Here is a 23,532-nt window from a genome sequence, read left to right as displayed (position 1 = left end):
GTTGTCCCGGCCTAAATTGATTCTAGTCCTCGTAAGTCAGCAGTGTAACCACTTCAATATCCGTCAGCTTATTACGCCCAGCCAGAGCTGTCAGCTCAATCAGGAAGGCCGCACCGACAACTTGTCCGCCCAGCTGCTCTACCAGATTTACCGAGGTAGCGATTGTACCGCCGGTAGCCAGCAGATCATCGGCAATCAGAACCTTCTGGCCCGGCTGGATAGCATCGGTATGCATGGCAAGGGTGTCCTTGCCGTACTCCAGAGCATAGCCTGCTTCAATCGTCTCGTAAGGAAGCTTGCCGCTCTTGCGGATCGGCACGAAGCCTACGCCGAGTGCATAAGCCAGCGGCGCACCTACTACGAAGCCGCGCGCCTCCGGTCCGGCAATGACATCAATCTCCAGATGGGCAACGAGCTTCTTAAGCTCATCGATAGCTGCGCGATACTTGGCTCCATCCTTGAGCAGGGTAGTAATATCTTTAAAGCTGATTCCAGCTTGCGGAAAATCCGGAATCACACGAATACTGTCTTTGAAATCCAACATAATCATCTCCTAAAATGGGGTGAGGATAACCCTCGCCTGAATTCCTTAAACAAACTTTACTTCGTAAGCATAACAACCTCTACGATACGCCGCCTAAGCGGTGTGAGAGCATGAATTCCTGCAGCTCGCTCCGGCTGCCTTCCATAAAGTACTGCTCCATTTCGGCAGTCTTCCCCAGCCTTACGAAATGCTCTGACGCGCTCAGGCTCTTCGCCGCAGGCTGGGTAACAAAAGTAATTCTGCCGCTGCTGCGCTCGATGAAGTTCAGCTCAGTGAACACATCAAGCATTCTGTTCAGCATGCGCACCCCCAGCTGGGACTGGCGGCTGAGCCGCAGCAGCACTTCATGCTCAGGTGTAGCAACCGCCGCTATGGAAGCCAGCAGTTTATATAGCGACTTGAAATGATCGCGCGTCGGGATCTGCAGCCGGTCACGGCCGTCACGGACCGGATGCAGCAGGGCAATATTCTCTGCCTCAGGAAAGGCAGTGAACAGCGCCTCCAGCTGCTCCGGTGATTCCGGCATATCCAGCAGGCAGAGCAGCGAGGTTCCAGCCTCTCCGCTCTCCGGCTTAGAAGGCTGTAAAGGCGAAATCCCGCCATTCTCATCGTAAACCCACAGCGACATGCCTCTCAGCTCACGCAGCGGTGAAGTCCGGCTGTTCTGGAATACCGCAGCAGTCTTTACCGGACCGCCTCCGCTGTACAGGCTGAACAGCTCGTGGAGATGCGCCGCGCCCTTGACCGCATCGGCAGCGCCGCGCAGATCAAATAGCTGCGCATACGGTACCGCCAGATCCTGCAGCATCAGCTGCGGCTTGCGGGAGCCGTTCCATTCATTGATGGACAGCTCCGCAAGCACATCAACAACTGTTCCTCCGGGCAGCAGGTCAGCCAGCGGCCCCTTGCCGAAGGCTACGGCTTCAATGGTCAGCTTGTCCTGCTGCAGGACAAGCTTCAGATGCTTGCCGTCCTGGCCCATCTTGCGCGTCTCCTTCACGGCAGCTCCGCGCAGAATGAATCTCGGCAGCGGATTGGCCATGCCGAACGGGGCAAGCCGCTCCAGCTCAAGAGCAGCCTGCAGGGTCAGATCCGCAATAGCCACCTCCCCGTCTGCGGCAGCAACGGCTACGAAATCGTCTGGTGTCAGCACTGCTTCTGCGTACGCATTAAGCGCTGCATCGAACTCTTCGAGCTTACTCTGCGGCAGACTCATGCCGGCTGCTGCCGGGTGGCCGCCGAAGTGATCCATCAGTCCGGCACAGGAGGATAAGGCTGCATAAATGTCCAGACCCGGTATGGACCGGGCTGAGCCTTTGCACATTCCGGTATCCGGATGGATATCCAGAATAATTACCGGACGGTAGTAGCGTTCGAGCAGCTTGGAGGCCACTATGCCGACTACACCGACATTCCAGCCCTGCTCGGCCAGTACAATAATATCCGGCAGTCCGCTGCGGCTGATCCGCTGCTCGAGCTTGGCAGCCGCTTCCTGAACAATACGTTCGACAACCAGCTGGCGTTCTTTGTTCAGCAAATCGAGCTCCCCGGCAAGCTGTTCTGCTTCTTCCATGTCTTCCGTGGTCAGCAGGGTGACCGCCCGGCCTGCATGATCCAGTCTGCCGCTGGCATTGATGCGCGGAGCCATACCAAAGGCAATATTCACAGCACTCACTGTGCTCATTGTAATTCCGCTGACAGACAGCAGTGCCCGAATTCCCGGAAACGGTGAATTCTGCATGCTCTTCAGTCCCTTGCGTACAAGGCTGCGGTTCTCGCCTTGCAGCGGCATCAGATCCGCCACTGTACCAATTGCCGCAATCTCACACCATTCTTCCGGCACTCCGCCGCCAAGAAGCGCCTCAGCCAGCTTGTAAGCCACACCTACACCGGCCAGACCCTTGAACGGATACGGGCAATCCGGCAGCTTCGGATTAATTAAGGCATACGCTTCGGGCAGCAGCTCCGGCGGCTCATGATGATCTGTGACAATAACATCAATGCCGAGCCCGGAAGCATATGCAATCTGATGATAGGCACTGATACCAGTATCTACAGTAATAACAAGAGATACACCCTGCTGCAGCGCCCAATCGAGCGCGTGATTATGCAGGCCGTAGCCCTCATTCGAACGATGCGGAATATAAATATCAAAAGATGCACCCAAATGACGCAGCAGTTGAATCATCAGCGCTGTACTGGATACTCCGTCAGCATCATAATCGCCGTACACCAGAATATGTTCTTCTTCCTGCAGTGCCTTCTTAATCCGCGGCACGGCCGCGGCCATTCCTTTCAGCAGATAGGGATCATGGCTATCTTCCGCTCCGCCGTCCATGAATACCAGCGCCTTTTCAGCGGTATTCATGCCTCTTTGCACCAGCAATGAGGAAAGCAGCGGAGAAATAGAAAGGCTCCGGGCCAGTTCCGAGGTGGTCTCGGGATCGGCTGCCGGAGATTGCCATCTTGTTTTTGAATTAAGCAATACAGCTCACCTTTCTCTCAACCTTGCAGACTACTGAAGCAGTGTGGGAACATCGTTGTCCGCGAGTTCATGGTTGCTTTTATAAGGATAACCCGGATCATACGGCACAACATCCATATGCACCTCGCCCACATGAACGAACCGGTGCTGCAGCAGCTTCCGGGCACATTCGGATATGTCCTGGGCTTCCATGACGCTAATCCGCGGATTAACGCTGATTTTGACATGCAGGTTCACATAGCTTCCTTGCTCCAGTGCCTTCAGGTGCTCCACACGAATGACGCCGTGGACACGCTGAACGGTCTCAATGAAGCTGGCCGCTTCCTTGGAGGGAAGCTCCTGGGGTTGCTTATTGCTATATACAGAGGAAGTAATCAATGCATAACCTTTGCGGATAATCAGGCAGCCTGCCAGGAGTGCGGCAATCGGGTCCATATAGAGCAGCGGATGCCAGTTCAGGTATCCTCCGGTCATCGCCAGCGCGATGCCGATAAATACGGTTATGGATGTATACAGGCTGAAACGGTGGTTATCGGCATAAGCAGCGTGGCTGCCGTCGCCCTTTTTTTTGAAGTAACGGTATTGATATTGAAAAATAGCCTCTTTGAACACAATACACAGCAAAACGGCGATAAGTGCCGACTGTCCCGGTGCCGATAAATTTCCTCTCGTTAAATCACGGATCGCGGAGAAAGCAATCTGCAGGCCGCCCATCAGAATCAGTACAGCTAAAAGAATAGCCGCCATCGGCTCTTTACTGCCCTGCACTGTCCGGCTGCGGGCTGCCGCAGTCTTGTTACTCTGCTTTGGATTCCATGGAATAACCCCTGCCAGCTTGGCTGCAGCATCTGCTCCGGAGTAGAAAGCGTCCCCCATCAATGCTTTGCTGCCTGCAAAATAACCAATGCTTCCTTTAGCCACAGCCAGAGCTACATCACTGAGTATTCCAGTCCAAACAGCAGCTTCTCTCCGGGGTAATGGTTTGTCATTCATAACGAGGCCCTCCTTACCACTAGCAAGTAATCTCATGATGATGAAATCAGCTTAAGATGCAGATCCAAAGATTCCGAAAAGCCGCGTCGCTTCAGACGCGGCTTCCCTGGAAACTTACGCTTTAGACTTTGGCCGGACTCTTTACCGCCGGCTTCTGGCGCTTCTTCAGCAGCAGCCAGAGCGGGCTTGCAATAAAGATGGAAGAATACGCTCCGAAGAGCAAACCGATAACCATAGCCAGTGAGAACATCTTGATCGATTCTCCACCCATAATCAGGAGGAAGAACGCAGCAATGAATACTGTGAATGCTGTGTACAGCGAGCGCATGAGCGTCTGGGATACGCTCTTGTTAACCAGAACCTTCAGATCCTCATACGACTTCTGTTTGCCGAAGCGCAGGTTCTCGCGGATCCGGTCAAAGATAACGATCGTATCATTGATGGAATAACCGATAATCGTCAGCACCGCGACAATGAAGGTCAAATCCACCTCCAGACGGAAGATGGAGAAGATCGCTACAACCATGAATGCGTCATGGAGCAGTGCCACGATCGAAGCAAGCGCAAACCGCCATTCAAAACGGATACTTACATAGATGATAATCCCGATACTGGAGAGGAGCACCGAATAGATTGCATTGCGGGCAAGCTCCTTAGCCATCTCAGTATCCACTGTGTTGATTTCAAACGAAGCCTGATCATCAATCTTGGTAATTGCTGTTTTCAGGGCTTCACTTTGTGTATCATTCAGCTCTTCATCATAGCGGATGTTAACCCGCTTGTCCCCGATAGTAATCGTAGGATCATGTCCAATGCCGGCTTCCGCTAGGGCTGGCTTCAATTCATCCTGCGTAATGCTCTTGGAGAGGGACACATCCACATTGGACCCGGCCTTGAAATCAACGCTGTAATTCAAACCGAAGGTTGCCAGGAAGATCAGTCCGGCTACCGTAAGGGCAATGGAGAAGATATAGAAATACTTGCTTAAATGTACAAAATCCAGTTCTTTCTTAAAGCGCACTGATGTCACTCTCCTTTACCCCAAATTGCTTCGGCTTTTTGAGTGCTCCGGCTTTAACCAGCACTGTCAGCAGCCAATGGGCAAAATAAAGGTTTGTTACAATACTAAGCACAATTTCCACAATCAGAATCAGCGCGAAGCCTTTAACCGCACCTGTACCAAAGGCGAACATTACAGCCGCTACAATGATAGTGGTGACATTGGCATCCATGACCGTGCGGAAAGAGGTCTTGTTACCAGCTTTAACGGAAGACATAATGCTCTTGCCGCTGCGCATTTCTTCCCTGATCCGTTCGTTGGTAATGATATTGGCATCGACCGCCATCCCTATACCGAGGATGAACGCGGCAATACCGGGGAGGGTCAGGGTAAAGTCAGCTACCACGAAGACCAGAATCAGCAGCCAGGTATGCAGGATCAGCGCAAAGCTGGCCAGAACGCCCGGAAGGCGGTACATGAAGATCATGAAGATCAGAATGATCACGGAACCGACAATACCGGCCTTGACCGTTTGATCCAGGGACTGCTTGCCGAGGGTTGCCCCTACACTCTGGGAGTATTTCTCAGTAAGCTTCAAAGGCAGTGCACCCAGATTGATCGTATCAGCGATCTCACGGGCCTCATCTAGTGTATATCCCCCGGAAATAGAAGCTTTACCGTCAGTCAATACAGCTCTTACTGTTGGAGGGGAGGACAGTAAATTTTCATCAAGGTAAATGGCAAGCTCTTTACCCAGCAGGCGCTCGGTAATTTCTGCGAATTTATCCTTGTCTTTAATGGAGATGCTGATTTCGGGACGGTTGAGGTTATCGCGCTGTACTTCTGCCGCGCCCTCAACGAAGTCACTGCCGACAAGTTCAATCTTGCTGTAGACGCCAGGTGCATCACCGTCAGCGGCACTGCGGAAGGTTAGAACTGCCGGTTCTTTCATTTTCTTGCGGACCTCGGCTTCGTCGGTAACGCCCGCAATCTTCAGACGGATGCGGTCTGTACCTTCAGTAGTAACCTCAGGCTCGCTTGTTCCCAGAGCGTTTGCCCGTTTCTCGAGACTTTCCGCCGTTTTTTGCAGCGAAGCACGGGTCAGGGTACCTCCCGTATCCATCGGCTCGGCGTGGTACAGAATTTCGAATCCGCCCTTCAGGTCAAGCCCCAGACGGACCTTGTCCAGCAGCCCTGGAGTTGTAAATACCATGACGCCGGTTAGAACGACCACGGTAATGATAAAGCTCAACATTCTCTTCATGCTCTAGCTAGTTCCCCTTTCATTACTCAATATTCCTATTATAGCTACGTGCGAAATGACCGTCAATTCAGAAGGAATGACGGTACATGAATTCACACAAAGAAAACGGCCGGCTCTGCTTCTGCAAGAAACCATCCGTCGGAATAGGAAATGTTGAAATACTCTTCTCTTACTTTACTGCTTCCTGTACCCGTTTGCAAAAGAAAATCGTTCCCGGGCAGCATCCGCCTGGATCAAGTGTACCCCCGATAAGCCGCAATGGTCAGATAATTCATATAACTGCTTGATTTCAGTGAATAGATATCATTGACCAGCTTGTGCAGCGGCGGTACCCCTTCCTTATCGTAATTACGGCTGACGCAGTCCCAGATATCCTTACCGCTCACATATTCATAGCCGAGGAGCCGGAATTCCTCTGCTTTGCTGATGCACATGGCTTCGATTTCTTCACTAAGCGCGCCATAATTCCAATGTTCCGATTCCACGTGCCCAACACCTCCAAAGATTCCTCGTTTATATGCTCAAAATAAATATTCGCTTTAGCTGCCGGCCATTCCTTCTTTCGGCCAAAAACTTGTCACAAAGAATGCTTGTCATGGACCGGGGCTGGTCCGGCATATCCTTATACAAGCCTTCTCGTGAAAAACAAAAATGGCTGCCGTTTTCATTTAACTTGGGAAGAAGGAGTGCCGTTGAAGAAGCAAAGCTTTATTCAGGGAACATTAATTCTGCTGCTCGCCGGTATCATTAACCGCATGCTTGGCTTCATCCCCCGGATTGCCCTGCCGCGGATTATCGGAGCTGAGGGTGTAGGACTATATCAGCTTGGCTATCCGTTTTTCATTGTGCTGGTAACAGTCATTACCGGTGGAATCCCGCTTGCAGTCGCCAAAATGGTCGCAGAGGCTGAAGGCGAGAACCGCCCTGAGCAATCACGCCGGATTCTGCACACCGGACTTGCCTTAAGCCTGACACTGGGTATTATTTTCACCTTCGTTGCCCTGCTCAGCGCCTCATGGGTATCCAGTGTTCTCCTTACAGACAAGCGGGTATATTATACCTTTGTCAGCATGACTCCCATGATTGCAATCGTAGCGGTCTCCGCAGTGTACCGCGGCTACTTCCAGGGCAGGCAGAACATGCTGCCTTCAGCGTACTCTTCTGTGCTGGAGTCGCTGATCCGCATTTTTTTCATGCTGTGGTTCTCCTGGCTGCTGCTGCCCAAGGGCATCGCCTTTGCGGCGGCGGGGGCAATGCTGGGGGTAACGGTCGGTGAAATTGCCGGAATGCTGGCTCTGCTATGGCAATATTATTATATCGCAGGCAAAGACCGCAAGGAGGCAGCACCTCCGCCTTCCGAAGCAACAGACTCCGGCCAGGCCTCTGTACAGCAAACACAAGACAATACAACGCCAATGCTCAAACGGCTGATCGGGATCTCCGTACCTGTGACTGCCGGACGGCTGATCGGCTCCTTCTCCTACCTGCTGGAGTCGATTATTACTGTACGCAGTCTGGCTCTTGCCGGAATAGCTGCCGCTGCCGCAACTGCGCAATACGGCTCCCTGCAGGGAATGGTCATCCCGCTGCTGCTGCTGCCGGGTGTGCTCAGCTCTTCGCTGGCCGTCTCCCTCGTTCCTTCCTTATCTGAGGCAGCTGCGCGCAATGACCTGCCCACCATTCATAAAAGAATGCATCAGGCATTGCGGCTCGCCATGGTTACCGGTGCCCCGTTCGCAGCCGTTATGTATATTCTTGCCGTACCGTTATGTACGCTGATGTACGGCAATGCAGCAGATACGGCACCAATGCTGCGGATGATGGCGCCGTTTGCTTTATTTCTATATGTTCAGGCTCCGCTGCAGGCAGCCCTTCAGGCTATGGACCGTCCGGGTAAAGCGCTGGTCAATACGCTGATAGGAGCTGTTGTGAAAATTCTGCTGATTCTCCTGCTGGCCTCACGCCCCGAGTACGGAATACAAGGTGCCATTGCCGCCATCATTGTCAACAGCCTCCTCGTCACCGTGCTGCACGGCTACAGCGTGATCCGCCTGACCGCCATGTCCCTGAGATGGGCGGATCCGGTTAAGATCATAGCCGCTACAATCATCATGGCTGCCGGGATGTCCTACGTCTATACTTCTGTCCCCGTCTCCTCTTCACAGTGGATACAGTTTCTGGTTGCCGCTGCGTGCGGGATGGGCATCTATCTTAGCATCTGCCTGTTGTCAGGGCTGATCTCGGGGCGTGATCTGGAACGGCTGCCCTTTATGAAAAGGTGGCACAGCTAAGCCGTCCCTTACCTCGGGTTGATCGGATCGATATAGAGCTGGCCTTTGTGATCAACAGAGCACAGGAAGACATCACGGAAATCAGAAACGCCTTTTTGCCGGATCTGGGTTCTGAGCCAAAACCGGTTTTTGCCGATCATCTCCAGATTCCCGTCCTGAACCTTACCATCCATGATCAGGGGAATCGGCAGGCCTTCATAACGGATTTTGTGCTTGGGCAGCTTCACGGCATCGCCGGAGCTTCCGGATTTCCCGCCGCTTGAATTCCCGGAGCTGCTGTCCCCGCTGCTGCTGTTTTGTTCTTTCTGCTCTGCGCTTGAACTGCTGTTGCCCGTCTGATTGGATGAGGAGACGCCTTTATTCTTCTCAATAACGGTAAGCTGCCCGCTCGTCTCCAGAATGGCGAACTCCACATCCGCCGGGCTGTCGATATTCTGCCCGCGGAGCTGCATCAGCAGATCATCGATATTATATCTCTGTTTACGCATCTCGCCCCGGTGCAGCTTGCCGCCGGAGATCAGGATGCTTGGCTTGCCGTCCACCAGCAGGCGCAGCTTCCGGCTTTTCAGGCTGAGCTGTGCGACAAGTACCTGAATCAGAACCAGCGTTGCCATGGGCACAAATCCGTCGTAAATGGGCCGCTCCATATCTTCAATGACAAACACAGCGATCTCGGCAATCATGATGGAAATCGTCAGATCAAATACGGACAGTTTGCCGATTTCCCGTTTGCCCATGATGCGCATACTCAGGAAAATGAAGATATACATCAGCACGGTCAGAAAGATATGGGCAGTAATATGCTGGAACAACATATTCTCTTCGCTCCCCTTCCGCTTCTCACCCGTCAGCTTCAGCCGTCCGGGCGGAGTAATGTAACCCTATTCTGGCCTGCCTGCCAAGGGAACATTCGGAAGCTGTTTGATAAATTACTGGTAAAAGTCATATCTGATGTCTTGTACTAATGGGGCAAGCCTCCCCATACAATGATTAGTACCAGCACACAGACCAAGCTTCTAACCGGAACGAAATGCTAACAAAACTAAGCATATGCTTCCGGAGCAAGTTTTGTACGAAGCGGATTCGGAAGTAGTGAGTGCTAACAAAACTTTTAGGAGGTTGTACCATGTCCTTGATCAGGCGTCTGTTCTCATGGAAAATATCCAGTCCTGTATTATCAGGTTTATGCCGGGCTTTCCTGTGGATGCTGCTCGGAGCATTTGTCCTTTCCCTTCTTCTTTGGGGCAGCGGGCTGCAGGAGCAGGATCTCACCATGTACACTTATATCGTCCACGGCATCGCTGCCGCTTTCGGCGGATTGACCGCCGGCAGCAGGGCTTCCAGTAAAGGGTGGTATCAGGGGGCGCTCACCGGAGCATTCTACGGACTGATTGTCCTGCTGGTCGGCTTCCTGGCACTGGACAGTGCACCAGCCGGCATGGATCTGTTATGGGTACTGGCTGCCGCAGGGATCAGCGCACTCGGAGGAATATTTGGTGTTAATTTACAAAAGAACTAAAATATATAATTTTCAAAATTTGAAATCTCTCCTTGAAAATGTGATACACTGTGATCATCTGACTTATGCGTAATTGATCAAGGAGGCTTACGATACTTTGCTTTACCATTCCATGAATTTAATTGCTGTCTACACCACTCTCATTGTTGTACTGCTCATTTGGATCGGCGCCCGGCGCAATCCGCTGATGGCATTAGTCGAAATCGGAAGAGAAATGCTGAGGTCCTACAAATTCATTCTGATTATTGTTGGAATGTTCAGCGTTCTTGCACTCAATAAATATGAGCTGCAGATTGAGCGGAAGATGCATCTGGCTGCTGATTATACTTCTTTCGTCTTCGGACTAGAGGGTCACTTCGTCAGACATGTTCAGGAGCTGTTCTATGCCCCCTGGCTGACGCCGGTCATCGTATTCTTCTATATTTTCATGCTGCAATCCGTACTCGCTGCTTCGCTGGGCATTTATCTGCTTGATAAAAACCGCGTGTTGCTCTATGCGACCTGCTATACCATTATACTGACCTATGCGATCGCCATACCTTTCTATCTGTATTTCCCGGTCAACGAAGTGTGGTCCTATGTGCCCGCCGGAGTAAAATTCACCATGCTGGAGGTATTTCCGAGGTTTGAACAGGAGTACCGGCCGTTGTCCGGCCTGAATAACTGTTTCCCGAGTCTGCATACGGCAATCTCTGTATCGATGGCTCTCCTGGCCTTCCGCTCCGGCAACCGCCGCTGGATGGTCATTAGCGGAATCTCGGCTGTAGTTATTGTGTTCGGAATCTTCTATCTGGGGATTCACTGGCTGACTGATATGCTTGGGGGAACTTTGCTGGCAGTTGTATCTACAACTGTTGCCGTCAAGCTTGCCAAACTTACGCTTCGCAGCGGCGAAGACCGCTTGCGGGTCAGAAGCCGCGCCACCCATACCCGTTAAAACATCTCTACAAAGCGGTACTTGCGGGGACCCAGAAACATATAAATTCTTATCTCCGAAAAAAACCGGCGTATTCTCCTAAGAGAAACGCCGGTTTTTATGTACTTGAATCAGGACAACCTATTCTTTGTCGTCTGCTTCTACTACGCCGTGGCTGATGGAGCCGCGGTCGAAGGTCAAACGGGTAACATCATTCACCCGCAAAACCACGATGTCATCCGAAATCTCCATGATTGTTCCGTGAAGACCGCCAATTGTAACAATCTTATCGCCTTTCTTCAGCGACTTAAGCATGGCATTACGTGTTTTGGTCTTCTTCTGCTGCGGACGAATCAACAGGAAGTAGAATACAACAAACATAAGTACAAATGGACCTACAAGGCCGAGTATGCTGCCCCCGCCGCCTGTAGCTGCTGCCAGTTGAAAACTTGACATATTATTTCCCCCCTTTCAACAAACTTAACGCCTCATTTAATTTCTAGAAGCCTTTCAGATTATCATATAATCCGTATTGTGCAAAAAACTCATCGCGAAAATCAAGCAGCCGATCCTCCATGATGGCTTCACGCACTTTACGCATCAAATCCAGCAGGAAGTGTAAATTATGGTATGTCGTTAACCGCAGGCCGAAGGTTTCATCAGCTTTGATCAAATGACGCAGATAGGCACGGGAATAGTTCCGGCAGGTGTAGCAGTCACACTCCGGATCCAGCGGCCCGAAATCACGGGCGTACTGCGCGTTGCGCACAACGAGTCTTCCTTGGCTGGTCATCGTAGTTCCGTTACGGGCAATACGGGTAGGCAGAACACAGTCGAACATGTCCACTCCGCGGATTGACCCTTCCAGCAGCGCATCCGGTGAACCTACACCCATCAAATAGCGCGGTTTATTCTGCGGCAGAAGAGGAACTGTATAATCCAGCACTTCATACATAAGCTGCTTGGACTCTCCGACGCTGAGTCCACCAATAGCATACCCCGGGAAATCCATGGAAGTCAAATCAGCAGCACTCTGGCGGCGCAGATCTTCATGCATGCCTCCCTGTACGATGGCGAACAGGCCCTGGTCATTTGGACGGCTATGCGCCTTGAGGCATCTTTCCGCCCAGCGGGTGGTGCGTTCCAGTGATTTTTTGACATAATCATATTCTGCCGGGTAGGGCGGGCATTCATCGAAGGCCATCATTATATCGGAACCGAGTGCGTTCTGAACCTCCATCGCTACTTCCGGTGAGAGGAACTTCTTATCACCGTTCAAATGGGAGCGGAAATGAACACCCTCTTCGGTAATCTTGCGCATGTCGCTGAGTGAGAATACCTGAAAACCGCCGCTGTCAGTCAGGATCGGCCGGTCCCAGTTCATGAATTTGTGCAGGCCCCCGGCTTCGCCGATGATATCGTGACCCGGACGAAGGAACAGATGGTAGGTGTTGCTCAGAATAATCTGGGCATTCATTTGCTTGAGCTCTTCAGGACTCATGGTTTTGACGGTTGCCTGTGTACCGACCGGCATGAAGGTCGGTGTTTCGATAATTCCGTGCGGAGTGTGGACCCTGCCGAGCCGTGCTCCAGACTGCTTACAGGTCTTAATGTGTTCATACGTAATGGCTGCCATATGTTTAACCCTTCCTCTTGCTTAATAAATGAACATTGCATCGCCAAAGCTGAAGAACCGGTACTTCTGCCTGATGGCTTCTTCATATGCGGCGAGAATATGCTCCCGTCCGGCTAAAGCGCTCACCAGCATCACCAAGGTAGACTTGGGCAGATGAAAGTTGGTAATCAGTGCATTGACAACAGTGAATTCATAGCCCGGATAGATGAAAATATCCGTCCAGCCGCTGCATTCCTGCAGCAGTCCGCCGGCTGACTGTCTTCCTGCGGTTTCAAGCGTCCGGCAGGAGGTGGTGCCGACCGCGATAATACGTCCGCCTCTTGCTCTGGCCTCATTCAGCAAATCTGCCGTCTCTGAGGAGAGCTCGAAATACTCCGCATGCATGACATGCTCTTCCACTGTCTCTACGGACATCGGGCGGAAGGTGCCAAGCCCTACATGCAGCGTAATATAGGCAATATTAACGCCGATGGCGGCAATCTGCTCCAGCAGCTCCTTGGTGAAATGCAATCCGGCCGTAGGTGCGGCTGCCGAACCTTCCTGCCGAGCATAGACTGTCTGATACCGCTCGCGGTCGTCCAGCGTTTCCTTAATATATGGCGGAAGCGGCATCGAGCCGAGCCGGTCCAGAATCTCCTGGAAGATTCCCTGATAGATGAAGCGGAGCGTCCGTCCGCCCATATCCGCCTCATCCTCTATTACCGCACGGAGCTCTTCACTGAAGATAATTACAGCGCCTGTCTTCAGCTTCTTGCCGGGCTTCACCAGCGCCTCCCAGCGGTCTTCCCCAAGATTCTTCAGCAGCAGCACCTCCGCCTTGGCACCGGTGTCTTCCTTGACACCGAACAGCCTGGCGGGAATTACCCGTGTATCGTTGAGTACCAGTGTATCTCCCGGGCGGAACTGCTGCAGTATATCCGTGAAATGCCCGTGCTCCAGCTGACCATTCTCCTTGTTCACAAGCAGCAGCCTGGAAGAACTGCGGTCGGCAAGCGGAGTCTGGGCAATCAGTTCCTCCGGCAAATGGAAATCATAATTATCTACATTCATGATGGGATCTTCATTCCTTAACTATAGTAACGTTATTAAAATAGTGTTGCAATATTTGCTTATAATCATACCCGCTGTCCGCCATACCCTTCACACCCCATTGGGACATACCGAGTCCGTGGCCGTTCCCCCAGCCGATGAAATAGAATCCGGGGCTGTTCGTAACCACTCTGGATGTCTGATCCGCACCCATAACAACGGTTCCGCTGCCGGCAGCTGTTACTTTACCGGTTGCAGAGAGCACTCCGGCGCTTGCTGAGCTGCCGATAGCAGCTGTACTGCCGTCAGCGCCTAGTACAGTATAACTTCCGGCAGGTACAATATCAAACAAAGTGCTGGGCAGTCCGCCAAACGAAGAGCGGAATAAATCCGGGTATTTCACCTGCAGGATCTGGCCGTTTGCTTTAACTTCAACCGCTCTTCCAGAAGGCCCGCGCTTGGTGACCTGAAGGCTGGTGATGGAGGAGGGCAGCGTACCGCTGACTTTGCCGGTCAGGCTTTTGAGCAGATCAGCGGAAGTATAAGGCCCCTTAATCCAGCTATAGCTGCCGGATTCAAAAACCTGATCCAGCACTACGGCATTATCGCCGGGGTTCAGCTTGCCTGTCGGCGTTACACTGCTCTCAATAACCGGCAGCGGCCGGATATTGACATCCTTGGCCGTTGCTGTAGCCAGCGGAAGACCTGCTGCGGTGGAGTTGCCGGTCAGCTTGATATTATCCTCACGCGCATAACCGGAAATGCCGCTGTCCAGCAGCAGATAGTACCACTTCTTGGATGAGGCCACTGCCGCAGCATCCTCGGCGCTGGCTACACTGACGAAGGTATCTCCGCCGTTATTCCAGACCTCCGACGGATCTGCAGTGACCCCGCCGCTGTTCGAGGAGAACACGGCTTCGACAATCTTGCCGCCGCTCATCAGTACTTCACCGGCGGTAGCATCCACTGCTCTTGTGATGACAGGAGCTTCGGCACTAATACCGTTATATACCTGGCTTAGTGTAGTGTCTACTACATTCGCTACATCAAAACGGTTGCCTTGAGCCAGCGCATAGCTGCGTGCTGCGACCGCCTGGGCCTTGAGCGCTTCCTCCGGCCATCCCGAGGATACTTCACCGCCGACTACCGCATACAGGTATTGTTCCAGCGGCACTACATTGATTACTGACAAGGAACCGTTCAGACTGCCAAGCTCCAGATCGCCGCGGTAGATCCGCTTTGATCTTTCGGTAAGCAGAATTCCCTTCTCATTGCCGGCGGCAACAAACTTGGCCTCACTGCCGGACAGAAGATAATGAAACGCCTGGGTCTCCGTGGTGAAATCAAGTCCCGCATCCATCCGGACGATTAACCCGGAGCTGCCCGCAGCCAGCGGGGTCAGTGCATACTGGGGAAGTGCAGCGGCCGCTGAAGCAGAGATTGCGGCAAGGCTGCTGTCGTTAACTGCCTCGCCCACCCATACTTCAGTCCGCGTACTGCCATCCGCCCCGGAGACAAACACCGGCCAGGCGTCGAGGCCCGCAGCCGTAAAACTTCCGACAACTCCCTGCGCTTCCTCCAGCGTCGTGAAGGCGCCAGCGGACAGATGTTTCGTTCCGGCTACTGCAGGCGTCTGGCCGGCAGGAAGAGCCAGCCCTGCCTTTTGAACCGAGGCGAGCCCGTTAGTAGCTGCACTCTCACTGGCGTAGCCTCCGGTATAAAGCTGATAGACCTTGGCACCGCCCCGCGTTGCCATGAACAGCTGCGGCTTGTCCGAAGTAGACTGCAGCTTCTTGGCCGCATCCGCCGCTACCTGCCAGGTCGGTGTTTCGAGCACCTTCACCCGGTAGCCGTCCAGGCTGATGCGGACTTTGTTCTGGGCCGGAACCGCAAGCAGCGGTGCTCCGCCCGCAGCCGGAAGCAGGCTGAAGCCCGAATCCGACTGCAATGTAATCAGCGGTACTGTTGATTTGTATTTACTGCCTATATCGGCGTACAACGCAACCCGGATCGTCCCGTTTGCGTCGGCATGAGTGGTACCTGCAGGAGCCAGGACACTGGCTGCAACCAGCAGCGCAGCCAGTGCGCCGCGGCCCAGCAGCCCCATCCCCGTTTTTTTCCGCTTGGCAAGCTTCATTGTAGGCCTCCTAAAAGTTTATAGAGCACGGCATCCTATGAAAGCTTCATTTAGAACTTGTTCCGGAAGCATACTCCTTAGTTGTGTTAGCATTCTGCACCTCTATCAACGGTTGCACGGACAGTTTTGTTCCATCCGGCATCAATTCTGCTGCGGCGGCAGCGGCAGCCCCAGATGATGATAGGCTGCCGGAGTCACGATGCGCCCCCGCGGTGTACGCTGCAGGAAACCAATTTGCAGCAGATACGGCTCGTAGACATCCTCGATCGTCTGGCTCTCCTCGCCGATGGTAGCGGCGATAGTATCCAGTCCGACAGGGCCGCCGCGGAAAGAGCCGATCATCGACTGCAGCATCTTATGGTCGATGCTGTCCAGGCCGCGCGGGTCTACCTGAAGCATCTTCAGCGATTCAGCGGCGATGTCCGGGGTGATGATCCCGTCCCCCCGGACCTGCGCATAATCCCGCACCCGCTTCAGGAGGCGGTTGGCAATCCGCGGAGTCCCGCGGGCCCGCAGGGCAATCTCTTCGGCGGCATCGCCCAGAATCTCGATGCCCAGCAGCTCGGCGTTACGCGACACGATGAAGCTCAGCTCATCGGTCGTGTAATACTCGAGGCGGCTGACTACGCCGAAGCGGTCACGCAGCGGAGCGGACAGCAGCCCGGCGCGGGTCGTCGCCCCGATCAGCGTGAACGGCGGCAGATCCAGCCGCACCGAGCGGGCGCTCGGGCCTTTGCCGATCATAATATCCAGCGCGAAATCCTCCATCGCCGGATACATGACCTCCTCTACCGTGCGGTGCAGGCGGTGAATCTCGTCGATGAACAGCACATCGCCTTCCTGCAGGTTGGTCAGCAGAGCGGCCAGATCGCCCGGCCGCTCGATGGCCGGGCCGGAGGTGGTGCGCAGATTGACGCCCAGCTCATTAGCGATAATGTTGGCGAGCGTGGTTTTGCCGAGGCCGGGAGGCCCGTAGAGCAGCACATGATCCAGCGCTTCGCTTCGCATCTTGGCGGCTTCAATATATATCTTCAGGTTCTCTTTAACCCGGTTCTGTCCGATGTATTCACCCAGATAACGGGGGCGCAGGCTTAATTCAACCGCCTGTTCGTCCATCATCAGATTGGCTGATATAATCCGGTCATCCATCATGTCTCACTCCGTTCTTCGGGACGTCCAAGGTCCTACTTGGCGGTATACAGCAGTCCCAGCGCTTTCTTCATCAGTACATCAACCGGGCCGGTATCCGTCCCTTCCTTCTTCATCGTCAGCCAGACACGGTCCAGCTCGGCATCAGTATAACCAAGTCCCTTCAGGGCATCCCGGGCCTCTTCCCACGGCAGCGCCTCGGCCTTCGCCTGGGCTTCAGCCGCAACAGCGAACAGCCCTGTCTGCAGGGCAGCCCCGCCGAAGCCGTCCAGCTTGTCCTTCAGATCCAGGATCATCCGCTGCGCCGTCTTCTTGCCGATGCCCGGCAGCTTCGTCAGGAAGGTGATGTTCTCCTGGTAGATCGCTGAGATCAGCTGATCCGGCGACCCGCCGGTCAGAATGCCCAGCGCCACACGCGGCCCGATGCCCGATACTTCAATCAGCTTGCGGAACAGCTTCTGCTCCTCGCGGGTCGGGAACCCGAACAGCAGCGTAGCATCCTCGCGGGTCTGATAATGAATGTAGATCATCACCGGACCCTCCGCCTTGGCAAAAGCATACGGATTCGGGCAGAACACCCGGTATCCGACGCCTTGAACATCCAGCACGACATACTCTGACTCCAAATGTACAACCGGTCCTCTTAGGAAATCTATCATTTTCGCAATACCTCATTTAATTTGGAATTAAGACTTACGGAATGGGCGTGGCAGACCGCCACCGCCAGTGCATCCGCCACATCATCAGGCTTCGGTACGGCGGACAGCTTAAGCAGCAGCTTGACCATCTCCTGCACCTGCTTCTTCTCGGCCTTGCCGTAGCCTACCACGGCCTGCTTCACCATCATTGGCGTGTATTCGGCAACCGGAAGCCCACGCTGCACGGCCGCCAGAATCAATACTCCCCGCGCCTGCGCCACCGGCAGCGCCGTGGTCACATTGCGGCTGAAGAACAGCTTCTCTATCGCAACCGCATCCGGTTTATATTTGTCTATCAGCTGCACCATGCCTTCATAGACATGCAGCAGTCGTTCCTCTTCCGGCGTATGCGCCTCAGTCTGGATACAGCCGTATTGTACCGGGGTCAGCTTGTTTCCCGTCTTATCTACAAAACCAAAGCCGACAATCGCCAGCCCCGGGTCAATTCCCAAGATGCGCAAGTTCCTTCTCTCTCCTCTGTAAAGCGAACATATGTATTCCTTCCCCCCATTATAGCAAAAAAAATTCCCCGGGGAGACAAAAACAAAATTTTGTCCCGGGGAAATTAACAGCAGGGTTAAAGCAGCGTTAGCCTGGCCTTCGACTTAGAGGAACTGTTTTCCTTTGAAGAATTGCTCCAGATGGTTCCGGAAGATAAATACAGCCAAATTTTTAGACACTTAAATCTAGCTTCGGTTCTGCACGCTCTCCGAAAGAAGACGTTCCTTATGCGCCTACCCGGCCAGGCGAGTGCAAAAGCTGTCCGCTGCCCGGTTCCGGCTGCCCACATAGTGGGATTTTTCGCTCTATTTCGCTGCTTCTGCCTATATTCAGCCCACATAGTGGGATTTTTCACTCTATTTCGCTGCTTCCGCCTGTTTTCAGCCCACATAGTGGGATTTTTCACTCTATTTCTCTCCTCGTACCCACCTCTCGCCAATTTCAGGAGCACAACTGCCCCTCATTTCAACATAAGTCGGCATACGGAGTAATTCAGGAGCACATTGCCCCTCATTCCGCCAAAAGCTGGTTACTATAACATCTGTTGCTTCAGCGGCACTTCTCCGTCCATTCTCCCTGCTTTTTTATTGAGGCCTCAATTTTAAATCTGCCCGATTACTGCAGCTCTTGTGCCCCACGCTCTGCCTGTTCTTCTCCCGGCAACAAAATAAACCCGCGGGCAATCTGCCCGCGAGCCGTATATTACTTCTGCGCTCTCTTCATATGTTGCATTTGCTATGCTACATTTTAATCCCACAGCTGCCCTATCATCATTCCGCCTGCATTACCTGCTCCGCAGAATCCCGCGCATAGTCGCTGAAGGTGGACAGCACGCTGTTGTATTCCTCCATATCCTGTACCCGGATCCCCTGATGGAGCTGTTCCCAGATGTCCGCCGGGAGCGATGATTTCATCGAGCCCATGTCCAGCTGGAAGAAGGTTTTCATGACTTTTTCCGACTCCGGGCGGCCTTTGAACAACGTAAGATTCCCCTGCTCATCCACGCCGAAGTAGGCTTCCTTCTTGGTAAGCGGCGACAGATCTTCGACTCTCTGCTCAAGCCACAGATCACCTTCACGCCCGAACCATCCGCTCCACCCGGCATAACGGGCAATCAGCAGCTTAAGCTGGGCGGGAGTGCGCTTCCCGGGCAGTGTCTGCACCTCTTCACCGGATACATACACCGTCTTCAGATGCACCGTTCTGCTAACGGGCTCCCCGTTAACCGCCTTCAGCAGCTCTTGGCTGTCCAGTATAGCCGCTTCAGGTTCTCTATCTGCTTCCATATCGTTATATACAGCTGCCACAGCCGGCAGGCTGCTGCCGGATTCCACCTTATCGCTGATTGTTCCAGGTAACGTCCAGGCCGTATGGTTAAGCAGCAGGCTGATCTCTTCCGGTACCTGCATGCCGCGCCAGGCCAGCACCGTAAGCACAATGCAAGCCGCGCCTACCCAGGGAGCTTTTTTCCAACGTCTCCATCGCCGCCACAGTTGTTTTTTCAAGCGGAAAGCATTCACGTTAATCCCTTCAATCTGGTTTTTTCCTATTGTGACCTGTGAAGGGAGCATTTATGCGCCTCTGAGTGAATTTCATCCCATATCCTGTGAATCTGCGGGCTATGAGCCTGTGCTAACCGGATTCTCAATAACTCCAAGAAACAACACGAGCCGGGTCTGTACATCCCTGATCATAAACAGGAACGGCCGGTTAACCGTCATCTCAAACGGCGCCTCCGCAGGCGGAGCTGACCCTGCACGCATCTCAATTACAGTGGAAGCAGCTGCCTCTGTCCCCCGTTCATTTACATCGATATAGGTCTTATGAATAACCTTGCTGAAGTAGATCGGGCTGTCCAAATCCGCCAGCTGTGAGAAATCCCCCCGGTCTTGGTCAAAAGCAAGCTTCACGCCAAGCTGCTGCAGCGCCGGCTTGAGTTCTGTCCCGTAGCTGGCAGTAAACCGCGGCAGGCGGAGCGTGCCTCTGGTGCCGGCAAAGCCCTCATCCGGCGAAAGGCCGCCTGAAGCAAGCTGTGCCGCAAGCTCCTGAAGTGAAGACTTCTCATCCGGAAGAATGACCACCATCTCCATCTGGCCTTCCCCGTAAGACAGCTTCACTGCCTGCCACTTTTCGTTAGCGGTATACTGGAACAACCCGCTCCGCTGCATCATCATCGCCTGCACAGCCGCACCATCCGGGGGATAAAAGCTTGCCGGTGCAGTAGCCGCTTCCGGGAACACATCAGTCCAGCCGCCTTTGAAATAAAGCGCGTTGACAAGTACAGCCACAGCCTGCGGCCCCGGCGGCTCTGTCAGCATCTCTTTGATTTTGTGCTCCGTATGATCCGCCACCCAGTCATTAATCACCGTAACGGATTTCGCTGCAGCGAGATCCGTTGTCTGAATCTCCGCGTTATAGCTCGCCTCACTTACCTGGAGATATTCCTTGCGCAGCGGCAGCCCCTCCATACCCCAGACCGAGTTGGCAATCTTCAGCTCAATCCCCGGCCCGGCATGATTCAGTACCTGCAGCAGCGCCTGCTGGCTTGAATTCAGCGCGGAACGCTCACCGGGAGCATAGCCCAGCACTTCCCCCAGCTCCTCTGCGGTTCCTCCGGCAGCACCGTTATAAGCAAGTGACAGCGCAGCAGCGACACTATAAGGCGACACCGTCAGATTACCGCCGCCCGGCTCCCACAATTCCCCTAACAGCTGCACCCCCAGCCGGTTGCTTTTCTCAGCCAGCCCGAAATCAAGCTTCGCTGCGGCTGCCTGTCTCTCTGAGTAGCTCATCGTTGAATTTCCTCCCCTGCTGCAGCCGGCCGTAGTTAAGAACAGCACGGCTAACAAGAGTATTGGTATTCTTTTGAACATCGCCATAATTCCGCATTCCCCCTTGGATTCATCCGGCGCGCTATTGATATGTACAGGATGGCAGAATTGCCATTCCCATTCATTGACGGTCCGAATTGGGAAAAGTTGCAAAATCACAGCCGGCTTCCTGATCAGTTTCGTAAGTTCAATCTATTTAGTAGCAGGCTAACGGACAAGAACGCCCTTATTTCCCGTTAAAAGCAACTTTCTTACTCCTAACGGACATCAGCGCACTTATTCAGCATTTTTCAGCGGAAATCAGGCTATTGCAGAGATGTTAATCCCATGGTGTCCGTTAGCCCCGCTGCAGAGTCCAATTTCAGAAAATAAGGGCGCTGATGTCCGTAGCTAGGCATTCGGCACCACCGGGAGTTTAATGTGGCTAGGATACTCGCGGTTATGGCAGATGGTCTGCTGCACGATGACGGCCTCCGTGTCTTCATACGGATTATGCCCGGTGTTCGTGTTGGGGAAGGCGACAAATTTGCTGGAGGAGGTCACGGTGAAGCGGACCCTGTGTCCGGCGGCAAAAGTGTGGGCAATATTCTGCAGGAAAATATCATAGCGCTCCACCTGCCCCGGCGTCAGCAGCTGCGGCTGCTCCAGCCCGTGCCGGTATTTGGCCCGCACGATATAATTGGACAGGCGGATGGAATCGCCACCTTCATTAACATCACTGAGCGTCACCACCCAGTCCGTATCCAGGCCCGAGCTTGCCGCATAGATGACCGCCGACAGCTCGCCCGCTATCGTTAACGGCTCGGCCAGCGGTTCGCCGGTGTAGACAACAATATCGCTGCGCAGCTCATGCTTCCGCATATTCTCCGGCTCCCGCTCACCGCTGTCGGCCACCGGATCAGCCGGATTATAGATGTAAGTATCGGCAGCGGAGTGCTCCTCCGGCGCCATGGCCAGCCGGCCGTCACCCAGCGACGAATTCGCCCGGCCCTCCCCGGCCAGGTAAAACGGAGTAACCACTGCTTCCGCCGGTGTCCAGTCCGCTGAGGTTCTCCAGCGGTTCTCGCCCACCACATAGTAGGCAGCACGCGGCTCCTCGTCGATCCCGTTTCGGATCCCCTTCAGGAACCGGTCGAACCAGCGCAGCACGGATACATCATAATCGTAGACGACCGCATCGTTGCCGAACGCCACGCCCTGCAGGTCGCGCGCCCGGTTCGGACCGTGCTCCCAGGCGCCGAGGCGGATTTTGCGGTGCGGCACATCATGCTCGGTCAGCATCCGCCAGGTCTCGGACACCCCGGGACTGTCGCCGTCATACCAGCCGGAGATTACATACATTGGAACCTTAACCTGGGCGCCGCGCTCGGTGAAGGTACAATTACGCCAGAAATCGTCATACTCCGGATGCTGGCTCCACAGCTCCCAGGGGCCGGAGGTGCGGCCGATCATCTGCTGCGGAATATCCTTGACGGGTCTGGCATCGACCGCCGCCTCCGGGTTCACCGTAATGCCGCCGAAGATATCAAAGTCCGTCCGCGTCCCCACCGACTGTGCCAGTGTCCAGGAGAGCAGCGGCCAGGAGCAGAGCGTCCCGCCTTTGCGCGCGGTATCGACAAACGGCGAGCCCACATTGACCTCGTCCACTACCGCCAGCAGGTTCGGATGGCCGCTGGTAGCGGCAGCTACAACAACATAGCCGAGATAGGAGGCTCCCCACATGCCCACCTTGCCGTCCGACCAGTCCTGGGCGATAATCCAGTCAATCGTATCGTAGCCGTCATCCCGTTCATTATAGAAGGGAATCAGCTCGCCTTCCGAATCGGCGCGGCCGCGCACATCCTGGGAGACGACGGCATAGCCTTTGTTCGCCCAGCGCATGAAAATCTCTTTTTTCCCGTTGCGGTCATAACAGGTTCTCACCAGAATCGCCGGCACCTTAGTCCCCGCCTCAAGACCCTCGGGAAGGAACACATCGGTAGCCAGCCGCACACCGTCCCGCATCGGCACAAGATACGTACCGAGATCATTCACACCGTATTCCGGCTGTGACAGCAGCGGTTCAGCATAGACGGCCAGCGGGGTCAGCTGCTCGTAGCCTGCCTTGACAATCAGCTCGATGCCGTAGCGGTTAGGGGACAGGAACGCAATCACCTCCCCGTCCAGCGTCACAATATCCAGCGCCGTCCCGCCGCGGTAAGCCCACACCTGGGATGTCTGCACAGTACCGGCAATGTCCGCCTGATAGGTGACATGCTTCTGATACTTATCCCCGTTCTCCAGCACCACCTCATCCCCGGTCCATTCCGCTGAAGCATACACGCTGAGCTGCCCGGCAATTGTGGTCAGAGGAAGCACGTATTTGGCTCCGGCCTCCAGTACATTTTCCTGCATTTGCGTACGTCTGCGTGGATCAACCTTGGCATGCATCACCGGCTGGCCCTTCTGACCCGTAAACCGGATCTTCCCGCTGTATATTCCCGAGCAATAGAAATGAAAGTCAGTCTGCTGCAAATATGTATTCATATTGTAAAAGTCT

The 23,532-nt window shown here is 54.0% G+C and carries 20 protein-coding genes; 3 read left to right on the top strand and 17 right to left on the bottom strand.

The features are described 5' to 3' along the window. Positions 1-22 precede the first annotated feature (22 nt). The 6 genes from LOS79_RS32840 to LOS79_RS32815 all read right to left on the bottom strand — a co-directional run bounded on the left by LOS79_RS32840 (position 23) and on the right by LOS79_RS32815 (position 6,771). Entirely contained in the window at positions 23-541 is a 519-nt protein-coding gene (locus LOS79_RS32840; protein WP_315422575.1) for an adenine phosphoribosyltransferase, read from the bottom strand. Between the two features lie 82 nt (positions 542-623). Beyond that, positions 624-3,029 carry a single-stranded-DNA-specific exonuclease RecJ gene (gene recJ / locus LOS79_RS32835; protein ID WP_315415309.1) on the bottom strand — a complete coding sequence of 802 codons (2,406 nt, stop codon included), beginning with the start codon at positions 3,027-3,029 and terminating at the stop codon, positions 624-626. Positions 3,030-3,059: 30 nt separating this feature from the next. Then, positions 3,060-4,022, bottom strand: a complete 963-nt coding sequence (locus LOS79_RS32830) for a cation diffusion facilitator family transporter (protein WP_315415308.1) — start codon at positions 4,020-4,022, stop codon at positions 3,060-3,062. Between the two features lie 121 nt (positions 4,023-4,143). Continuing rightward, positions 4,144-5,043, bottom strand: coding sequence for a protein translocase subunit SecF (gene secF, locus LOS79_RS32825; protein ID WP_315415307.1), 900 nt, complete (start codon positions 5,041-5,043; stop codon positions 4,144-4,146). Then, entirely contained in the window at positions 5,033-6,286 is a 1,254-nt protein-coding gene (gene secD / locus LOS79_RS32820) for a protein translocase subunit SecD (RefSeq protein WP_315415306.1), read from the bottom strand. The genes secF and secD overlap by 11 nt, the downstream gene beginning before the upstream one ends. Positions 6,287-6,519: 233 nt before the next feature. After that, positions 6,520-6,771: a post-transcriptional regulator gene (locus LOS79_RS32815; RefSeq protein WP_315415305.1), complete on the bottom strand. Its 252-nt coding sequence runs from the start codon at positions 6,769-6,771 to the stop codon at positions 6,520-6,522. A gap of 207 nt (positions 6,772-6,978) precedes the next feature. Here LOS79_RS32815 and spoVB point away from each other — a divergent pair, with 207 nt between their 5' ends. Beyond that, complete coding sequence (gene spoVB, locus LOS79_RS32810; RefSeq protein ID WP_315415303.1) at positions 6,979-8,577, top strand: stage V sporulation protein B; 1,599 nt, start codon at positions 6,979-6,981, stop codon at positions 8,575-8,577. Positions 8,578-8,585: 8 nt separating this feature from the next. Here spoVB and LOS79_RS32805 read toward each other — a convergent pair whose 3' ends face one another. Next, the gene (locus LOS79_RS32805; protein ID WP_315415302.1) at positions 8,586-9,392 is read right to left on the bottom strand and encodes a YetF domain-containing protein; all 807 of its coding nucleotides are present in this window, start codon (positions 9,390-9,392) and stop codon (positions 8,586-8,588) included. Between the two features lie 311 nt (positions 9,393-9,703). Between LOS79_RS32805 and LOS79_RS32800 the strand changes: the two genes are divergently transcribed. Further along, complete coding sequence (locus tag LOS79_RS32800) at positions 9,704-10,096, top strand: TIGR04086 family membrane protein (RefSeq protein WP_315415301.1); 393 nt, start codon at positions 9,704-9,706, stop codon at positions 10,094-10,096. A gap of 112 nt (positions 10,097-10,208) precedes the next feature. Continuing rightward, positions 10,209-11,033 (top strand): phosphatase PAP2 family protein, encoded by an 825-nt coding sequence (locus LOS79_RS32795; RefSeq protein WP_315415300.1) that lies wholly within the window; start codon positions 10,209-10,211, stop codon positions 11,031-11,033. A 120-nt stretch (positions 11,034-11,153) separates the two neighbouring features. On the opposite strand, the gene yajC is transcribed toward LOS79_RS32795, so the two are convergent. The 10 genes from yajC to LOS79_RS32745 form a co-directional block, all read right to left on the bottom strand. After that, on the bottom strand, positions 11,154-11,468 hold the full coding sequence (gene yajC, locus LOS79_RS32790; RefSeq protein ID WP_315415298.1) for a preprotein translocase subunit YajC: 315 nt from the start codon (positions 11,466-11,468) through the stop codon (positions 11,154-11,156). Positions 11,469-11,511: 43 nt separating this feature from the next. Beyond that, positions 11,512-12,648: a tRNA guanosine(34) transglycosylase Tgt gene (gene tgt / locus LOS79_RS32785; protein WP_315415296.1), complete on the bottom strand. Its 1,137-nt coding sequence runs from the start codon at positions 12,646-12,648 to the stop codon at positions 11,512-11,514. A 21-nt stretch (positions 12,649-12,669) separates the two neighbouring features. Then, positions 12,670-13,698, bottom strand: coding sequence for a tRNA preQ1(34) S-adenosylmethionine ribosyltransferase-isomerase QueA (gene queA, locus LOS79_RS32780; RefSeq protein ID WP_315415294.1), 1,029 nt, complete (start codon positions 13,696-13,698; stop codon positions 12,670-12,672). A 10-nt stretch (positions 13,699-13,708) separates the two neighbouring features. After that, positions 13,709-15,814: a SpoIID/LytB domain-containing protein gene (locus LOS79_RS32775; RefSeq protein WP_315415293.1), complete on the bottom strand. Its 2,106-nt coding sequence runs from the start codon at positions 15,812-15,814 to the stop codon at positions 13,709-13,711. 141 nt (positions 15,815-15,955) lie between these two features. After that, complete coding sequence (gene ruvB, locus LOS79_RS32770) at positions 15,956-16,963, bottom strand: Holliday junction branch migration DNA helicase RuvB (protein WP_315422572.1); 1,008 nt, start codon at positions 16,961-16,963, stop codon at positions 15,956-15,958. 35 nt (positions 16,964-16,998) lie between these two features. Continuing rightward, a complete protein-coding gene (gene ruvA / locus LOS79_RS32765) occupies positions 16,999-17,622 on the bottom strand; it encodes a Holliday junction branch migration protein RuvA (protein WP_315415291.1) in 624 nt (207 codons plus the stop codon). Next, complete coding sequence (gene ruvC, locus LOS79_RS32760; RefSeq protein ID WP_315415289.1) at positions 17,619-18,122, bottom strand: crossover junction endodeoxyribonuclease RuvC; 504 nt, start codon at positions 18,120-18,122, stop codon at positions 17,619-17,621. Before ruvC ends, ruvA begins: the two co-directional genes overlap by 4 nt. Before the next feature lie 810 nt (positions 18,123-18,932). Next, positions 18,933-19,667 carry a BofC C-terminal domain-containing protein gene (locus tag LOS79_RS32755; RefSeq protein WP_315415288.1) on the bottom strand — a complete coding sequence of 245 codons (735 nt, stop codon included), beginning with the start codon at positions 19,665-19,667 and terminating at the stop codon, positions 18,933-18,935. Between the two features lie 114 nt (positions 19,668-19,781). Beyond that, positions 19,782-20,954: a serpin family protein gene (locus LOS79_RS32750; RefSeq protein ID WP_315415287.1), complete on the bottom strand. Its 1,173-nt coding sequence runs from the start codon at positions 20,952-20,954 to the stop codon at positions 19,782-19,784. 429 nt (positions 20,955-21,383) lie between these two features. Next, a complete protein-coding gene (locus tag LOS79_RS32745; protein ID WP_315415285.1) occupies positions 21,384-23,519 on the bottom strand; it encodes a CocE/NonD family hydrolase in 2,136 nt (711 codons plus the stop codon). Positions 23,520-23,532 lie beyond the last annotated feature (13 nt).

Origin of the sequence: Paenibacillus sp. MMS20-IR301, from assembly GCF_032302195.1 — a bacterium.
Taxonomy (GTDB): domain Bacteria; phylum Bacillota; class Bacilli; order Paenibacillales; family Paenibacillaceae; genus Paenibacillus_AQ.
This window is presented reverse-complemented; position numbering and strand designations above follow the sequence as displayed.